This window comes from Nostoc cf. commune SO-36 (genome assembly GCF_023734775.1).
In the GTDB taxonomy this organism is placed as follows: Bacteria; Cyanobacteriota; Cyanobacteriia; order Cyanobacteriales; family Nostocaceae; genus Nostoc; species Nostoc commune_A.
This window is the reverse complement of record NZ_AP025732.1, coordinates 4,916,474-4,933,730: the sequence shown is the minus strand read 5'-3', so window position 1 is coordinate 4,933,730 and position 17,257 is coordinate 4,916,474. Positions and strand designations below refer to the sequence as shown.

11 protein-coding genes and 3 pseudogenes are annotated in these 17,257 nt (G+C 41.8%); 6 read left to right on the top strand and 8 right to left on the bottom strand.

Annotation, left to right across the window (positions count from 1 at the left end; translation table 11 throughout):
• Positions 1-414: 414 nt before the first annotated feature.
• Positions 415-651 carry a hypothetical protein gene (locus ANSO36C_RS22350; protein ID WP_251956290.1) on the bottom strand — a complete coding sequence of 79 codons (237 nt, stop codon included), beginning with the start codon at positions 649-651 and terminating at the stop codon, positions 415-417.
• Positions 652-980: 329 nt separating this feature from the next.
• Between ANSO36C_RS22350 and ANSO36C_RS22345 the strand changes: the two genes are divergently transcribed.
• Positions 981-1,349, top strand: coding sequence for a Dethiobiotin synthetase (locus ANSO36C_RS22345; RefSeq protein WP_251956289.1), 369 nt, complete (start codon positions 981-983; stop codon positions 1,347-1,349).
• Between the two features lie 88 nt (positions 1,350-1,437).
• Here ANSO36C_RS22345 and ANSO36C_RS22340 read toward each other — a convergent pair whose 3' ends face one another.
• Together ANSO36C_RS22340 and glcD are read right to left on the bottom strand one after the other, a co-directional pair.
• Complete coding sequence (locus ANSO36C_RS22340) at positions 1,438-2,049, bottom strand: hypothetical protein (RefSeq protein WP_251956288.1); 612 nt, start codon at positions 2,047-2,049, stop codon at positions 1,438-1,440.
• Between the two features lie 187 nt (positions 2,050-2,236).
• On the bottom strand, positions 2,237-3,709 hold the full coding sequence (gene glcD / locus ANSO36C_RS22335) for a glycolate oxidase subunit GlcD (protein ID WP_251956287.1): 1,473 nt from the start codon (positions 3,707-3,709) through the stop codon (positions 2,237-2,239).
• A 360-nt stretch (positions 3,710-4,069) separates the two neighbouring features.
• On the opposite strand from glcD, the pseudogene ANSO36C_RS22330 reads away from it, so the two are divergent.
• Positions 4,070-4,778, top strand: a pseudogene (locus ANSO36C_RS22330) (Uma2 family endonuclease).
• A gap of 56 nt (positions 4,779-4,834) precedes the next feature.
• Here the strand turns inward: ANSO36C_RS22330 and miaA are convergent.
• Positions 4,835-5,740 carry a tRNA (adenosine(37)-N6)-dimethylallyltransferase MiaA gene (gene miaA, locus ANSO36C_RS22325; protein WP_251956286.1) on the bottom strand — a complete coding sequence of 302 codons (906 nt, stop codon included), beginning with the start codon at positions 5,738-5,740 and terminating at the stop codon, positions 4,835-4,837.
• A 217-nt stretch (positions 5,741-5,957) separates the two neighbouring features.
• On the opposite strand from miaA, the pseudogene gyrB reads away from it, so the two are divergent.
• The 3 genes and pseudogenes from gyrB to rpoD all read left to right on the top strand — a co-directional run bounded on the left by gyrB (position 5,958) and on the right by rpoD (position 11,678).
• Positions 5,958-7,894 (top strand): annotated as a pseudogene (gene gyrB, locus ANSO36C_RS22320) (DNA topoisomerase (ATP-hydrolyzing) subunit B).
• A 439-nt stretch (positions 7,895-8,333) separates the two neighbouring features.
• Positions 8,334-8,968 (top strand): annotated as a pseudogene (locus ANSO36C_RS22315) (fasciclin domain-containing protein).
• A gap of 1,540 nt (positions 8,969-10,508) precedes the next feature.
• Positions 10,509-11,678, top strand: coding sequence for an RNA polymerase sigma factor RpoD (rpoD, locus tag ANSO36C_RS22310; protein ID WP_100898539.1), 1,170 nt, complete (start codon positions 10,509-10,511; stop codon positions 11,676-11,678).
• Between the two features lie 152 nt (positions 11,679-11,830).
• Here rpoD and ANSO36C_RS22305 read toward each other — a convergent pair whose 3' ends face one another.
• The 3 genes from ANSO36C_RS22305 to gyrA form a co-directional block, all read right to left on the bottom strand.
• Positions 11,831-12,016: a chlorophyll a/b-binding protein gene (locus ANSO36C_RS22305; RefSeq protein WP_012412586.1), complete on the bottom strand. Its 186-nt coding sequence runs from the start codon at positions 12,014-12,016 to the stop codon at positions 11,831-11,833.
• Between the two features lie 297 nt (positions 12,017-12,313).
• A complete protein-coding gene (locus ANSO36C_RS22300; RefSeq protein WP_251956285.1) occupies positions 12,314-12,625 on the bottom strand; it encodes a GNAT family N-acetyltransferase in 312 nt (103 codons plus the stop codon).
• A gap of 301 nt (positions 12,626-12,926) precedes the next feature.
• Complete coding sequence (gene gyrA, locus ANSO36C_RS22295) at positions 12,927-15,413, bottom strand: DNA gyrase subunit A (protein ID WP_251956284.1); 2,487 nt, start codon at positions 15,411-15,413, stop codon at positions 12,927-12,929.
• A 288-nt stretch (positions 15,414-15,701) separates the two neighbouring features.
• On the opposite strand from gyrA, the gene ANSO36C_RS22290 reads away from it, so the two are divergent.
• Complete coding sequence (locus ANSO36C_RS22290; RefSeq protein WP_251956283.1) at positions 15,702-16,100, top strand: response regulator; 399 nt, start codon at positions 15,702-15,704, stop codon at positions 16,098-16,100.
• Positions 16,101-16,286: 186 nt separating this feature from the next.
• Here the strand turns inward: ANSO36C_RS22290 and ANSO36C_RS22285 are convergent, their stop codons facing one another.
• Positions 16,287-17,171 (bottom strand): tetratricopeptide repeat protein, encoded by an 885-nt coding sequence (locus ANSO36C_RS22285; RefSeq protein WP_251956282.1) that lies wholly within the window; start codon positions 17,169-17,171, stop codon positions 16,287-16,289.
• Between the last annotated feature and the right edge of the window lie 86 nt (positions 17,172-17,257).

Sequence of the window (17,257 nt, the reverse complement as noted above, 5' to 3'; positions counted from 1 at the left end):
ACTTATTAATCAGCAACATCAGATAAGCGTATTTACCTCAGCGATATAGCATAACAGGGCTGAATCGTAAAGCTAAATGAAACAAAAATCAATCTATAAATTAAACATAGAAGTTATCTATGGTACTTATTGATTGACAACTAGGTAGCGTCAAATAAAGCCAATTTATAACGAAATGTTAACAGTTAATCCAAAATGCCAAATTAATTTTATAGGTAATAATCTGATTGTGCGATCGCCCCTTCACCGTGTAAAGAAAAAAAATTGGCTATCTAGGTTACATAAAACAATGTTGCTATTACTGACAACCATTGCTTTTGCTACGTAACTAATTTAGAGACTGCGATCGCTCATCAATAACTTGTATATTAGATTGTTTAAGCTTGGCAATCTCATAATTTATACTCCTCACTATCAGAGTATTTCAGAAATTGCAAACTCATCGTTTATAGGATCAATTTCTAGTTGAATCTTTGGCTCACTAGGCATTAGTTCTAGTTGTTCTTTTGGATTCTTGGCATCAGCGAGGTTATCTTTTATATACTCATTTTCTCGGATTTGTCGAACAATACTTTCTAGTAGCCAAAGTTGTTCTTCTACAGACAAGGCACGGACGGAGCGCTCAATTTCTAGTAAATTCGGTGATATCATTTTGCTTCTGATTCCAAGTGGGGCGTAATTTTTCAAAGATATTATATTCAGTCTATCTGCTTAAGCTAGAGCATCGCAAATTCCCCATCATTTTCCCCAAGTTTATCTTTTCACAAATCATCAGAGATTGCTGTAAATAACCAAAAGCCAGTTTTATGATTTTTTAACAAACTTTGGGGGTTTAAGTCCCCAGCAAGACAGGCAGCCCGTTTTGTGTCGGGGTCTAAATCCCCGTCACAAAACGTAATTGCGAATGGGCGAAAAAGCGAATTGCGAATTGTTTTAATTAGGTATTCCTGCTGAAGCAAAATGTACGCTAAACTGGCTACATGAATTACGAAACAGCCCGGAAACTCCTCATAGATCAGACAATCACAACCGAGGAAAACCCAGATGCGCTGTTAACGCGTATGAAACAGGGGAAACCGCCGGTGCCCGGTCAGATCACTTCCATTTTGTTAGCATTGAAAGTGGTGTTTGAAGCCCTTAAAGATGCAAAAAGCCTAGACCGAGAACTAGTTTTGTCCCTTTATCAGTTAAGCATCAAAGCGCAACAACTATTTGGCGCAGGGCGTAAAGCCGGGGTTGATTGGCCACCACTGTTGAAAGAAGATTTACTACGAATTTCCTTAGCATCTGAAAGTATCTTTTCAGGTACATGGCAAACCCTTGCTCCTATGGAGTTAGGTAAGTTTTAGAACACTGATTCAGCAATCTTTGAACGAGAAGAGATCAGGAAGATAACGGGGACAAGGGGAATAATTAATGCCCAATGCCCCATGCCCATTACCGAATTTGCAGTTCACTTTCTAATTTATCTAGGTCAGTTTTGAGCAAAATCGTCATTTGACCAGTAAAAGCTTTGCCAGTCCTAGGTTGAGCAATTTCCACCCAATATACATAGCGATCGCCCACTCGTAATTCTCCCTTTAAGGCTTCCCGAATCGGAGTTTTGGCCAGACGCGCCGAATTAACTGCTTTCTGATTAGGATACTGGTACACGACTTGGGCGCGATCGTAGTCTTGATAAATCTCCAAGCCATAAATTACCCGCAAGGATTCCTGGAGACGGTCAAATGTCATGCCGTTAATAGCATCATACATAGCAATGCGCTCAGTCCGAATTGTGCCCCGGTCTTTGGAAAACTGCACCCTACCCGGAGGCAATACCGACGCTTGAAAAGTAAATCTTTGGGCAGCAGTATCAGTTTTTTGCACAAATAATTGCTCCCCTCTCCTGGGACGGAGTGTGGGATGTGCTTTAATCCAAGTGCCTACTTCCTCTGTACTTTGACCTGGTAAAGCATTAGCTTGAGAATCAAAAAGCGTTCCCACGCACAGCCAGGATACTAGAGAAACAGGCAAAATTAAAAAGTTAAGCAGAGATTTTTTGGGCATTTTGCTGTTCAGGATTTTTATGGAAATTTCCCTATTAGGGAATAACCATAGTCTTCCCGTTTTTCAGCAAGATTATTTCAATGGGTTGCAGCAATAGCGCTGCGAAGCCGAATCTTCTCCTTTTGTGAAAACTAGGGTGTACACATAAACTAAAACCGCAAGAACTACAAATGTGCTTTGCAGAAAACTAAAATCTTTCCACACCCTCAAATTGTTTAATAGCCGATGCATTTGCTGCTTCTCCACAAGTCCGAGGTGTGGGAAATATCTTTTCAGGATTTGCTAACCCTTTAGGATTAAAAACTTGCCGTACCCATTGCATAGTTTCTAAATCAACTTGGCTAAACATCTGTGGCATATAGCACCTTTTCTCTGCACCGATGCCATGTTCGCCAGAAATACTACCACCGACTTGGACACAAAGTTTAAGAATTTTTCCACCCATCTCTTCTACTTGCTCTAACGCACCAGACACAGAATTATCATAAAGAATTAGCGGATGAAGATTGCCATCGCCAGCATGAAATACATTAGCAACACGATAACCGTATTGTTTACTTAATGCCTCAATTTCATGTAAAACATAAGGCAACTGAGTCCGGGGAATTACACCATCTTGTACATAATAATCTGGGCTTAAATGTCCAGCAGCAGCAAAAGCAGCTTTACGTCCTTTCCATAATTTCAATCTGGTTTCTGGATCAGTAGCAGAAGTGACATTCCGCGCCCCATTCTTTTTACAAATTTCGATAACTCGCTGCTTATTGCCTGCAACTTCCACTTCTAAACCGTCAATTTCAATTAGCAAAATAGCAGTAGCATCGCGGGGATAACAATTAGTTGCGACAACATCTTCAACTGCATTGATGCTGAAGTTATCCATCATTTCCATACCACCAGGAATAATTCCGGCGCTGATAATGTCAGAAACAGTTGCTCCGGCAGCTTCAATGCTAGTAAAATCTGCCAACAGCACACAAATTGATTCTGCACTTTTGAGAATTCGCAAAGTAATCTCTGTAGCAATTCCTAAAGTACCTTCAGAACCAACAAAAACACCTGTTAAATCATAACCAGGCATTTCTGGTATTTGTCCGCCTAAATCGATAATATCCCCTTCCGGCGTGACAATTTTTAATCCCAAAACGTGGTTGGTAGTAACACCGTATTTAAGACAATGTACGCCACCAGAATTTTCGGCAATATTGCCTCCAATAGAGCAGATAATTTGACTGGAGGGGTCAGGAGCGTAGTAAAAACCAGCACCACTAACAGCTTGTGTTACCCAACTGTTAATCACTCCTGGTTGTACAACTGTTCGTTGATTTTCCAAATCAATGCTGAGGATTTGCCGCATTAATGAGGTAACAATTAAAACGGAATCTTCTATTGGTAAAGCACCGCCAGATAAACCAGTGCCAGAGCCGCGTGCTATGAAGGGTATAGAATATTGGTTGCATATTTTCACCACTTGGGCAACTTGTTCTGTAGTTCTGGGTAACACCACCACAGCCGGACGTTGACGATAACCAGTTAAACCATCGCATTCATAGGTAATGAGTTCTTCGCGGCGTTGCACCACACCATTTTTCCCAAGGACAGCCTCGAATGCTTTGAGAATGGGTTTCCAGTTGCGTTGTTTTTTATCTAGGGTAAGCATAGTTTTTTAAAGTTCAAGGTAGATGTTGCAGGCTGGTTAGTATAGCTGTAATTACTATTGTTGCAAGAATAGCAGTCAAAGGTGAGTAAAAGCGATCGCATAATTACTGTTATTAGACTTTGTAGTAATGATTAATCAATAAAATTTCCAGTCTTATCAATACAGTAATCCTGTCCAGCAATCTCTACCCAGATTTTGTAGTGTTGCCGTAGTGTTCTTCCAATCATTGCGCTGATTCTACAAACTTTTATCTTTAGATTTTGACACAACCTACCCAGTTATTGCGGGTCAAAGACTACGCACCCTCGCATCCCCAATCAATTAACCTAGAAATAACGCTCTCAAATACTGGATAAAGTCATGGTTCAAGAAGTTCTAATCAATAATGATGATTACTATGTGCCAGATGCCAACCAGCTAGTCACTGAAGATGATACACCTGTGGACAATTTCGCATCTGCCAAACAACAACGGTTTTTAGTCGGATCTCTTTACAGTTCTCTACAAAACCAAACTTTTTTAGCTGAAGCTAATGTAGGTATTTACTACACAGACCTTCAGCCCCCCATTGTGCCTGATATTTTTCTCAGCTTGGATGTGGAAGTACCTCAAAATTGGTGGGAGAAACAAAATCGTTGCTATATGGTTTGGCGTTTTGGCAAACCTCCAGAAGTTGTCCTCGAAATTGTTTCTAATAAAGAAGGTGATGAACTTGGCAAAAAGCTTAAAACTTATGAACAAATGCGAGCTAGTTACTACATCGTATATGGACCAAAATCAGCAATTAGGAGAAAAAGTGTTGCGCGTTTATGAACTAAGGGGAACACGCTACTTTGAAACTTCAGAAAATTGGTTAGAACAAGTTGGTTTAGGTGTAATTTTGTGGGAAGGTAAATTTGAAGATAGACAAGATACTTGGTTACGCTGGTGCTACCAAGATGGTACTGTTTTATCGACTGGAGATGAACGTGCCGAACAGGAACGACAACGTGCCGAACAAGCAGAACAACGCACCCAATTGCTAGCAGATAGACTACGGGCTATGGGCGTAGATCCCGACAATCTGTAGAACACTCACTGTAAAGGCGCAACAGTTTTTTGCGTCTTTGCATGAGTTTATAATTCTCACGAGCTTGTGCAACTTATAAACTCATTTATCCTCTGCCAAACCTTCTCTAATAAATCAGGATCATCGGCATCAAACCATTCAATTTTGGGATATGCTCGGAACCAAGTGCGTTGTCGTTTAGCAAATTGTCGTGTATGCAAAACTGTTAATTCTTTTGCTTCACTTAAGGAAATATCCCCAGCCAAATATTGCTTAATTTCTTGATAGCCCAACGTATTCAACAAAGACAAATCAGCGCCATATTTTTGACAAAGTTTTTCCACCTCCGCAACCAAACCATTTGCTATCATTTGCTCAGTACGCTGTTTAATCCGATTCCCTAACTTTTCGACATCGCAATCTAAACCAATTTGCAAAATCGGATAATTCGGCGGATTCTCCCCTTGCTGTTCGGAAATGGGAAATCCGGTAACATAATATACTTCTAATGCTCTTAAAGTTCGCACTAAATCATTGCTATGAATTTTTTGTGCTGCAACGGGGTCAACTTGTTGTAACATTGCGTAGAGTTGTTGTTGTCCCAAAGATTCAAGCTGCGATCGCAATTCTGTTTGCGGTGCAACTCTCGGAATTTTCATACCTTGGACAATAGATCGAATGTATAAACCAGTACCACCAACTAACAACGGTGGTATAACACCAAGAGAAGCAATTAAAGCTTGTGTTTGTTCCTGATAGTCTGCTACTGTCATCATGTCTGTTGGATCGCAGATATCTATTAAATAGTGCGACACCAATTTTTGTTCCGCCACAGTTGGTTTTGCTGTCCCAATATCAAACTCACGGTAAACTTGACGAGAATCAGCACTGAGAATTACAGAACCCAACCGCATCGCCAAAGCCAAAGCCAAACTCGATTTACCCGTCGCCGTTGCCCCACAAATCACAATTAATTTAGTCATTTGTCATTAGTTATTAAGCTATTCTCCCCCTGCCTCCCTTGCTCCCACTGCTCCCCTGCTGCCCTTTGCCCCTCTTCCACGGTAGTGCAACCCTAGTATAAACTTCTCTTGAAAATGCCCTACAGACGCTAGCAGGGCTTTTGTGTTACAATTTTGGAGTGTTTTTGCTTTTATTTATTTTTAGGCGAGTTTAACCCCACGCATCAGGAGAGTTTACATGACGAGCAGTTACAGTGCCGATCAGATTCAAGTTCTGGAAGGTCTGGAAGCCGTCCGCAAAAGACCAGGAATGTACATCGGTACCACTGGGCCGCGAGGGCTCCACCATTTAGTTTACGAGGTGGTGGACAATTCAATCGATGAGGCTTTGGCGGGTCATTGCACTCATATAGAAGTGGATATCAACGCTGATGGTTCTGTGACTGTAACAGATGATGGTCGCGGTATTCCTGTCGATACTCATTCGCGCACTGGGAAATCAGCTTTAGAAACCGTGATGACGGTACTACACGCTGGTGGTAAGTTTGGCGGCGGTGGCTACAAGGTTTCTGGAGGATTGCACGGGGTTGGTATCTCTGTTGTTAATGCCCTATCTGAAGTTGTAGAAGTTACAGTTTGGCGAGATAAAAAAGTTCATCTTCAACGCTATGAACGCGGCATCCCAGTTACTGAACTACAAACCAAGCCTTACAAAGAAGAGAGAACTGGAACTTCTGTCACTTTCAAGCCAGATACCCAAATCTTTACAACTAGCATTGAGTTTGATTACATCACTTTATCAGGTCGCCTACGGGAATTGGCGTATCTGAATGCAGGTGTCAAAATTACCTTTACTGACAACCGTCTAGAACTATTAAAAAGCGATACACCGAAAGTAGAATCCTACAATTACAAGGGTGGCATCAAAGAGTACATTGCGTACATGAACCGTGAGAAGCAACCGTTGCATGAAGAAATTATCTATGTGCAGGGGGAACGCAACAACGTACAAGTAGAAGTTTCTTTACAATGGTGTACTGATGCCTATACGGATAATGTGTTAGGTTTTGCCAACAATATTCGCACCGTTGATGGTGGTACGCACTTAGAAGGGTTAAAGGCGGTTCTAACTCGGACATTAAATGCGATCGCACGCAAGCGCAATAAAATTAAAGAGAATGAAACTAATCTCAGTGGCGAACACGTCCGCGAAGGTTTGACTGCGGTAATTTCTGTTAAAGTCCCAGATCCAGAATTTGAAGGACAAACCAAAACCAAACTCGGTAATACCGAAGTTCGAGGAATTGTTGATTCTTTGGTGGGAGAAGTCCTCACTGAGTATCTAGAATTTCATCCGGCGATCGCAGACTCAATTTTAGATAAAGCTATTCAAGCCTTCAAAGCCGCAGAAGCAGCCCGTCATGCGCGGGAATTAGTTCGGCGCAAATCGGTGCTGGAATCTTCGCCATTACCTGGTAAATTGGCAGATTGTAGTTCTCGTGATCCCAGCGAATCGGAAATCTTCATCGTGGAAGGGGACTCAGCCGGTGGAAGTGCCAAACAAGGACGCGATCGCCGCACTCAAGCGATCTTGCCTTTACGTGGTAAAATCCTCAACATTGAAAAAACCGACGACGCTAAAATCTATAAAAATAACGAGTTCAATCGTTAATTACAGCACTTGGTTTAGGTGTTAAAGGTGATGAATTCGATTCTACCCAACTGCGCTATCACCGCATAGTCATCATGACTGACGCTGACGTCGATGGAGCGCACATTCGGACTTTGCTGTTAACATTTTTCTATCGATATCAGCGAGCGCTCATCGAACAGGGCTTTATTTATATTGCTTGTCCCCCGTTATTTAAAGTAGAACGGGGACGTAATCATGAGTACTGCTATAGCGATCGCGAAAAAAATCAAGCGATCGCCAAGTTTCCTGCGAATGCCAACTACACCATCCAACGCTTCAAAGGTTTGGGTGAAATGATGCCACAACAACTCTGGGACACCACCATGAACCCAGAAACCCGCAAAATGAAGCAAGTTGAAATTGAGGACGCTGCCGAAGCCGATCGCATCTTCACAATTTTAATGGGCGATCGCGTCGCACCCAGACGAGAATTCATCGAAACCTATGGTTCTAAGCTCAACTTCACTGATCTAGATATCTAATACCAGCAGTTTTAAATCATTTGTAAAAAACAAGATCCCCGATTTCTCAAAGAAATCGGGGATCTTTGGCTTTTAAATCTTGATTGACATTCCCAGAACAAACCTTTACTAACGCGATGTGCGACTTATTCTTAAAACCCCTCTCCAAACCTCTCCCCGAAACGGAGAGAGGCTTTGATTATTGCTCCCCTTCCCTTGTAGGGAAGGGGTTGGGGGTTAGGTTTGAGAGAAAGTTGCACACGGCGTTTTACTAAAGATTTTATATACAAAATACTATAAAAACTACCTCTTTTGGCTGATGACAAACCATGAAATATATAAATCTTTTATATTAATAATTTTTCATACTACAAACTATGTCGTTAGAGGAGTGACTATATTTAAAAATTCATTAACTATTGTTAATGATCCCCTATTTAACAGGATTCTACACAAAGCTATGAAAGCGAGCAAAGGCATAGTAGAAAAAGCATTGTTCAATATTATTGGCATAGGCAGCTTGGTTGCTCTGTCTGCCTGCGCTCAACCTGTCACAGAAACTCCCACTGCAACTGTCCCTCCCGTTGCCCAAACCCCCATAACAAATGTTCCTCCCGTTACAACAACTCCTACTGCCAACCAAATTTAGCAGAACTGGCAACATCCGCAGCTAGTCAAGGACAGTTTAAAACTCTCATCCAAGCAGTGCAAGCTGCCGGCTTAACTGAACAATTGTCTACACCAGGCCCTTACACAATATTTGCACCGACTGACGCCGCTTTCTCTGCTTTACCGAAAGCTACTCTAGACCAACTCTTACAGCCAGCAAACAAACAACAATTAGTCAGGCTTCTGGCCTACCATGTCGTCCCTGGGGGAACTACCTCTCAGCAATTGACATCTGGAGAAGTTAAAACAGTTGAGGGTAATACCGTGAAAGTAACGGTTGATCGTGCCAGCAACTCAATTACAGTCAATAACGCTAAAGTGACTCAGCCAGATATCCCAGCTAGTAACGGCATTGTTCATGTAGTTGACCAGGTACTTTTGCCACCTAATTTTGCTGCAAGTCTAAACACTACCGCCACACCATAGTAATTCAAACATTGCTCATAGTTTCCAGTTTTCGTTAGGAGTAGGTTTGAAAGCCATCCTGATTTTCAACTAGAGGCCAATAATCAATTAAAAATTTAGGTTGACTTGTCACACAAGTGGTAAGTCAGCACTAAATAATAACAAAAATTCTAAATTTCTCAATTATTCTAAAACCATATAATTTGCTTCTTGTCAATATTTTCCAAATAATCACTGTTCGAGTGTGAGCAAAACTACCAATTTTATTGGAAACTTAGCCAAGATAATACTCTTTGCTCTAACTCCCCGATTAATTTCGCCCACCAGCTAGAAACACATTTGTTATCCTTTAAGAAAATAACTGAATATCATCTGTCGAACTGCAATTAATAAGTATTTTGAGGATTTATCACCATAAGATGACAGAAACTCACTGAAATAAAAGTATTTAAATTTACAATTAAGTTACGCAAAACGACATTGTAACTAAATTATCAGGCAATCTTCTGGGTTCTCTGTGTTCGAGTTGATGGCTAGTGGAAGCACACACCATAAAGCTGAAAACTTGTTAATATCTTCATGTGGTGCTGTGGCGATCGCTATTGTATCGTATGTATCTAATGTACTTTTGCCTAAGATAAGACTATATTGGCGAGTTCACAAGACAAATTATTTTTGGATTGATTAAAATATCCTTGTATACAATAAGAAAAGTTTGTCAAGTTTCATAGGGCTGAAATCGCCACAGTGCGCTAACGTGTGAATAAGACCAAATTAGTTAAACCTAAATTGATCTGCTATCAGGTCGATTCTGCCACCGCCTCAACTCCTCAGTTAAGGTAGTTAGTACGCAGAAGGTTAACTGCTTTAAGGCAAACACCACCACGGTTGTTGTATTTACCCAAAGTCAAGAACCGCTTTAGTCTACAGAATGCTTAGTTTATGAAGGAAATGTAAAAATGGGTAGGTTAAGACTTCTTGTCTGAGTTAACATAAAATGCACCTCTTTCTCAGTAATTAATGTTGTGTAAAATACATGAAACTCGGCAAAAGCAAACGTACTTACTTTGTAATGTAATAACAACGTCACTGCAATCCCGAAAAGTGGAGAAAAATTTTCCGGGTATAAATCCCGTTTTCAATGTCTTTTTGGTGAAAGTAGCTAAAAGTTACTTAATGAGTTCATGATTAATACACAAAAAGAGTGCAATTTCTGTGAAACAGGCTACAATCGGAAGAGTCTTTATAGGAAAATCTGCCAATAGTCTGAACTGATTAGTGTAGAGTGGCAAATTTTTTGATAAAGGCAAGTCTTTTTTTTGAACAGTTAGTTGAAAGCAGTGTGTGATAGCAACACACATAGCATTTACTAAGATGAGCAAGTCACTTTTAGTAATCGCTTAAACTAATTTTAAAACCTCCGACCGGAGGTGTAAAACGTCCGAAAATATCTCTGGCAAATCTGCCACAAAACTTATTTTCGGTTGAAAACTGGCTCGTTTAAAAGAGCAGTAAACACATCTTGAGTAATTGATTCTGCAAGGAGCATGAGGAACGCGGCATGAACCAGGCTAACAACGTACTCGAAAGCATATATCAGCCTGACCTAGAAATAATAAATCAGCCTGAGCTCGAGTTAGAAGAACTCTTAATAGACGATGAAGAGGACTTGCTGATCATCGATGAAGGTGACGAGGAATTTTTAGAGCCTCAGTCTGATGAGGACGACGCAAAGTCTGGAAAAGCCGCTAAATCGCGTCGTCGGACACAAAGCAAGAAAAAGCACTATACCGAAGATTCAATTCGGCTTTACTTGCAAGAAATTGGTAGAATTCGGCTGTTGCGGGCAGACGAAGAAATTGAATTGGCGCGGAAAATAGCCGATTTGCTGGAATTAGAGAGAGTCCGCGAAAGACTCTCGGAGCAATTAGATCGCGATCCTCGAGATAGTGAATGGGCAGAAGCAGTACAACTGCCACTACCAGCCTTTCGTTATCGCCTCCATGTTGGTCGTCGGGCGAAAGACAAGATGGTGCAATCTAACCTCCGTCTTGTAGTTTCAATTGCTAAGAAATACATGAATCGTGGTTTGTCGTTCCAGGACTTAATTCAGGAAGGCAGTCTCGGTTTGATTCGTGCCGCTGAAAAGTTTGACCACGAAAAAGGTTATAAGTTCTCCACTTATGCTACATGGTGGATTCGTCAAGCAATTACCCGCGCGATCGCAGATCAATCCCGCACAATTCGTCTTCCAGTTCACCTTTACGAAACCATTTCTCGGATTAAGAAAACTACCAAGTTGCTATCTCAAGAAATGGGTCGCAAACCCACTGAAGAAGAAATCGCCACTCGTATGGAAATGACCATTGAGAAGTTGCGGTTCATTGCTAAATCTGCCCAGTTACCTATCTCACTAGAAACGCCTATTGGTAAAGAAGAAGATTCTCGATTGGGCGATTTTATTGAATCCGATGGTGAGACGCCAGAAGACCAAGTTTCCAAAAATCTTCTGCGCGAAGACCTTGAAAAAGTCCTCGACAGTCTCAGCCCACGCGAACGCGATGTTCTCAGACTGCGTTACGGCTTGGATGATGGTCGAATGAAAACCCTTGAGGAAATCGGACAGATTTTCAACGTTACCCGCGAACGGATTCGTCAAATTGAGGCGAAAGCACTTCGCAAGTTGCGCCATCCAAATCGCAACAGCGTTCTTAAGGAATATATTCGGTAGTCAATTAGTTAACAGTCATTAGTCATTGGTCATTAGTAAATAAATCAAAGGACAACTGACTAATTACAAAAAAATAAAAAACCTGGTAGTGAATTAGCACTCCAGGTTTTTTTATTTATACGTCATCTATAGGTCATCTTAGATATTAAAACTTATAGGATGCCCCAAAAATGTAGAAAGCCTTGACCAGAAAAAAGCTCAACCAAAACGGCTGCTGAAAAACCAATCATTGCCAAGCGACCGTTCCATATTTCTGCTTGTGGGGTAAAGCCCCAGCGCCAAGCGTTGCGATCTTCAATTACAGGAGTGGTGACTTTTGTTGTGCTTGCATTTGTCATGATTGAAACTCCAAATTTAATTTTTAAGGTTTATTGCCTTATGTAAACTAATATAACAAATATTTAAAAAAAAGCAACATTATTTATACTTTTGTTTTAACACCTTGACATAAATAGAGATAGCTATTTATACAGATTAAAACATCAGCCTTCGGTGAGATTTACTGAGACAGAAGAAATGTTATCTAGATTTTTTACTTTATAAACAATATAATCTTATTGAAATTAATTATCAAGTAATTGATTGATATTGCTTGACCTTTGTATTTTAAAATAAAAAGATATTGATAATCTAAGTCAGTAGTAGACAATTTCCATTTCTTTTGAAGTCGAGACAAAACCAACCTTCTCGTAGATACGTTTACCATCCTTAGTGGTATGAAGCCAGAGGCGTTTTGCCGCAGTTGCTCTGACAAAGCTGATAATTTCCTTTAATAATGCTGTTGCAATTCCCTGTCCTCGCCACATGGAAATTGTATAAACGTTCATAATATAAGCTTCTAAGCCTGAGAAATTGCCGTTGTAAGGGGGTCTTTGAAAAAATACCAAGCCGCTAGTGGCAACAATTTGATTATCCACTTCAGCTACCCAAGCGAAAAACTCACCCAACGGCATTTTTTCGCTAAGAGTACTCCAAGCAAAAAATGCTCAATTGTCATTGCGAGCGTTCGCGGAGCGTCTCGTAGAGAAGCAATCTTAGCCCTTGCGATTGCTTCGCTTTGCTCGCAATGACGGGTTTTGGATCATTTATTTTTTGGAACACTCTAAGATATTTTCGAGTTGCTTCTGCTAGGTTTGTGGTGTCAGAGTCACCTTTAATATCGCCAACTTGCAGGAGTTAGAGACGCAGTTGGATCAGCGCCTCTAAATCCTGCAAGTTGGCTTGTCGCAAGTTGAACATCACCCTAATTTACGATCGCACTTCAGCCACAGTGATAATTTTTTCATCACGGTTGAGTTGGAGGATGCTTTCACCTTTGACATCTCTACCTAAGAGCGGCACTGTATCCACAGGTATCCGCACTACCCGTTCCTTATTCGTCACTAAGGCTACCTCGCCAGATGCAATCGCTATGACCATACCAGCTAAGTTGTCAGTTTTGCTAGCAAATTTCAGCGCTTGCGTGCCTAAATCGCCACGATTAGCCGCTCTCAACTGACTCGCAGCCATCCGCTTGGCATATCCTTCTTGAGTAACTAGCAGCAGTTGGTCATCTTTACCGACAGTGACACAGCCAACCATTTGCTGATTTTTCAATAACCGAAATGCTTGTAAACCCATCGCTGTGCGACCCATGATCGGTAATTGTTCATCATTGGCTGCAAAGCGCAACATTCGCCCACCTGAACTAGCTAAAATTAGATGCGCCCCTGGAGCGGTGAACTGGGTAAATGACAATTCATCATCGTCTTTGAGCTTCAAAATCGTGATTCCGCGCCGAGTTAAGTTAGTAAATTCTCCCAGAGACAGACGTTTAATTCTTCCCTGTTTTGTTAAGAGAATCATCTGCCTAGTTTCAAGATTTTCCGGCAGCAAAAAGCGGCTGACTACAGCTTCTTGAGCGCTTTGAGCAGTACTACTAAGCATCGTAATCAAAGGTTTTCCCCGTGGAGAACGTCCAGTAGTAGGGGGAATTTCTCCCACATTCACCGGGTAGACTTTGCCGCCACCAGTTAGTATTAGCAAGTCTTTCCCTGTGTCAGTCAACACAGTTTGGATAATGAAGTCATTATCGTGCAGACCATTTTCAGCTTTTGATTTTCTTCCGGATGGCTGGGTGCGGCGGACATAACCCCGTTGGGTAAATTCTAAAACCGCTTCCTCTACTGGTTCAGAAGATTTAAGTTCCTCTTCCTCATCTGCTCTAGACTTCTGCTCCTCTGCCCTAGACTTTTGCTCCTCTCCGATTTTCGTTCGCCGGGGATCGCTGTACTTGCGCTTGAGCGATCGCAAATCTTTTTTCAGCGCCTTCAATAATTCCCGGCGATCGTTGAGTAATTGCTCCAATAAGTTAATTTGTCCACTTATCTGCTCAAATTCCTGCTGCAAGTTTTGCTGTTCTAAACTAGTGAGACGGCGCAACGGCATAGCGAGAATTGCATCTCCTTGTACCTCACTCAAATCTAGCTGGCTACAAAGATTAATTTTTGCCGTACTCCCATCGGGAGCTTGCCGCAAAATTTGAATTACCTCATCCAAATTCGACAGCGCTTTGAGCAAACCTTCCACCAAATGCACACGACTTTGGGCTTTCCCCAACTCGTAATTGTAGCGACGGTTCAGCGTCTCTTCTCGGAATCTCAAAAACTCCTGCAAGAGTTGACGCAAACTTAATTGGCGGGGTTGTCCATCTACGATCGCTAGAAGAATTGCCCCAAAAGTCATTTGTAAAGCAGTTTGGTGATATAAATGCTGGAGAACTTCTTGGGGATTGGTATCGCGTTTGAGTTCAATTACTACCCGCATCCCTTCGCGATCGCTCTCATCCCGAAGATCGGAAATTCCTTGCAAGCGTCCTTGATTTACTAAGTCTGCTACCTTTTCAATCCAGGCAGCCTTATTCACTTGATAAGGCAATTCTGTAATGATAATTGCCGTCCGTCGCTTACTTCCTCTACTGGCTGGAATTTCCTCTAGAGTCGCAACTCCCCGCAGCAGAATCCCACCTTTACCTGTGGTGTAAGCTTCCCGAATTCCCGTCTCACCAACTATTTCTCCACCAGTGGGAAAGTCTGGCCCTGGAATTAACTCGAATAATTTTTCATCTGGCAAATCTGGATTGTCGATTAAGGCAATTAACCCATCGACAACTTCCCCCAAGTTGTGTGGTGGAACATTCGTCGCCATTCCTACGGCGATACCAGAACAGCCATTGAGCAACAGAAATGGCAACTGAGCAGGTAACACCGTTGGTTCTTGCTGAGAATTATCGAAGTTGCCGACAAATTCCACAGTTTCTTCACCAATTTCTGTCAGCATTCCCTCATGGCTGATGGGTGCGAGGCGCGTTTCTGTGTAACGCATTGCTGCTGGCGGGTCATTATCGACACTGCCAAAGTTACCGTGTCCTGCTAGTAAAGGATAGCGGCTAGAAAAATCCTGCACCAGCCTAACTAAAGCATCGTAAACTGATTGGTCGCCGTGGGGATGGTATTTACCCAACACATCACCCACTACACGGGCACATTTTCGATAGGGTCTATCTGGTACTAAACCGAGTTCGTGCATTGCATATAGAATGCGGCGATGCACTGGTTTTAAGCCATCACGCACGTCTGGTAGCGCTCGCCCGACAATCACGCTCATGGCATATTCTAGATAAGACCGTTGCATCTCAGTGTGCAGGGCTGTTGGAATTACCTGTCCCGTTGAGAGAAGGTTTAACTGTTTTGCCATGAGTTTTTTCCCTGAAATTTAACTATATAAAAGCTGATGGAACTCAACACTGCGGCAACCACAGCATAACGGATCAAATAGGATTCATCACAAAATTTTGACAGTCACAGAAGAAAAAGCAGTAGTATCATCCTTGATGACGAGGATCTACATTGACTATTAAAAAGGATGCACACGAGTATAATCTACATAAACTTAGTAGCCATGATACTTATTTACCATGATTGCATTTCTTAATTTTGAATTTTGGAATTCTGGAATTTCCTCACCTCTATAACTAAAATTCTCATGAAAACTGTTTTAATTGTCGAAGACGATCTAATTAATGCTCGTGTTTTTTCCAAAATTTTGTCCAAGCGTGGCGGCTTGGGTGTTAAACACACTGAAAATGTCGAAGAAGTCATAAAAATTGCCCAAGCAGGAGAAGTCGACCTGATTTTGATGGATGTTTCTCTGTCTAGAAGTGTTTATCAAGGTAAGTCTGTTGATGGGATCAAGATTACACAAATGTTAAAATCTGATCCAAAAACAGCAAACTTACCTGTTATTTTAGTAACGGCCCATGCTATGGAAGGCGATCGCGAGAACTTTCTCAAGCAAAGCGGTGCTGATGGCTACATTTCTAAGCCAGTTGTTGACCATCAACAGTTTGTTGACCAAATCATTGCACTTCTACCCACAGACTAACACTGGGAATTAACGACTTAATTTCAGGAATACTTGCCCGCCAATATTTTTCGGCAACTATTTCCCGTACTTAGTTAGTATATATGTACTACGAAAAGATACTTTTAGGCAAGTGGGGAATGGGGAATGGGGAATGGGGAGAATAAAAAACTACCTCTTTGCCCCCTGCTCCCCTGCTCCCCACTCCTATTGAGTAGGCTGTTGCCCTGGGGTTGATGATGATGCTGGTTGCTGTAGGGCTGATTGAATACGGGGTAATTCTAGGAATTTTTTCGTATCAGACAGGAGGCGATCGCCCCAGAGATTTTCTTTGAGGAAATTCAAATTAGCATAGCGTGAATCGATACGGAGTGCAGCTTCTCCCAAAGTTAGTCCTTGTTGGGTATCGCCTTTAGTATACAGTGCCACAGCCAAGGCCAATAAAGGTTCTGCGGCTTTCTTATCAAGGGTTACAGCCGATTGCCATCGCTTAATCGCGTCGGGGATATTACCCTGTTCGTAGTTGATTAAGCCAATATTGTTAAGCGCCGGCCAGAATTTTTTATCTTGAGAGACTGCCTTATCGTACTGTGCGATCGCATCTGGCAATCGACCCAGCATAAAGTAAGCATTACCCAAATCGAATAACCCCTCTGGATCATTGGGTTTTAACTTTAAACCATCTTGATAATTGACAACAGCAGCCTGGTAATTTTTCTGCTGAAAATTAGCTGATCCCAAAGCAAACAAAATATCACCATTTTTGGGGTTGATAGATTGCGCTTTTTTCAGACTAGCGATCGCCCCGTCAAACTCTTTAGTTTGTATTTGCAATCCACCTAAGAGCAACCACACTTTATCATTCCCAGGAGCCAATTGACTAGCCAGCCGCGCTCGTGGCAAAGCTAATTCAACCTGTTGGAACTGAGCTAGTTGAGCCGCCTCTTGTGCCAAGCTCAACCCCTGCTTCTCTAACTTTGTCGCATCTAGTTGCAGTGTATGGGGTATTAATGCCTGCGCGTTAGCGGCTTTTGGCATACTCCACAAACTACAGATCATTAGAAAAGAAATCAAACGAACATGTTTAGGCACACTACCGCCTTTAAGCCACTAATCAAAGAATCTTTCAGCTAGCTTAAACGATCTCTGCTGTTGACGGTAGCAAAATCTCGCCAATC

What these genes read in the sequence shown, in the direction of transcription:
- ANSO36C_RS22350 (WP_251956290.1), bottom strand. Translation starts at nt 651, where the DNA reads ATGATATCACCGAATTTACTAGAAATTGAGCGCTCCGTCCGTGCCTTG.
- rpoD (WP_100898539.1), top strand. Translation starts at nt 10,509, where the DNA reads ATGAACCAGGCTAACAACGTACTCGAAAGCATATATCAGCCTGACCTA.
- ANSO36C_RS22340 (WP_251956288.1), bottom strand. Translation starts at nt 2,049, where the DNA reads ATGCCCAAAAAATCTCTGCTTAACTTTTTAATTTTGCCTGTTTCTCTA.
- ANSO36C_RS22290 (WP_251956283.1), top strand. Translation starts at nt 15,702, where the DNA reads ATGAAAACTGTTTTAATTGTCGAAGACGATCTAATTAATGCTCGTGTT.
- ANSO36C_RS22345 (WP_251956289.1), top strand. Translation starts at nt 981, where the DNA reads ATGAATTACGAAACAGCCCGGAAACTCCTCATAGATCAGACAATCACA.
- glcD (WP_251956287.1), bottom strand. Translation starts at nt 3,709, where the DNA reads ATGCTTACCCTAGATAAAAAACAACGCAACTGGAAACCCATTCTCAAA.
- ANSO36C_RS22305 (WP_012412586.1), bottom strand. Translation starts at nt 12,016, where the DNA reads ATGACAAATGCAAGCACAACAAAAGTCACCACTCCTGTAATTGAAGAT.
- miaA (WP_251956286.1), bottom strand. Translation starts at nt 5,740, where the DNA reads ATGACTAAATTAATTGTGATTTGTGGGGCAACGGCGACGGGTAAATCG.
- gyrA (WP_251956284.1), bottom strand. Translation starts at nt 15,413, where the DNA reads ATGGCAAAACAGTTAAACCTTCTCTCAACGGGACAGGTAATTCCAACA.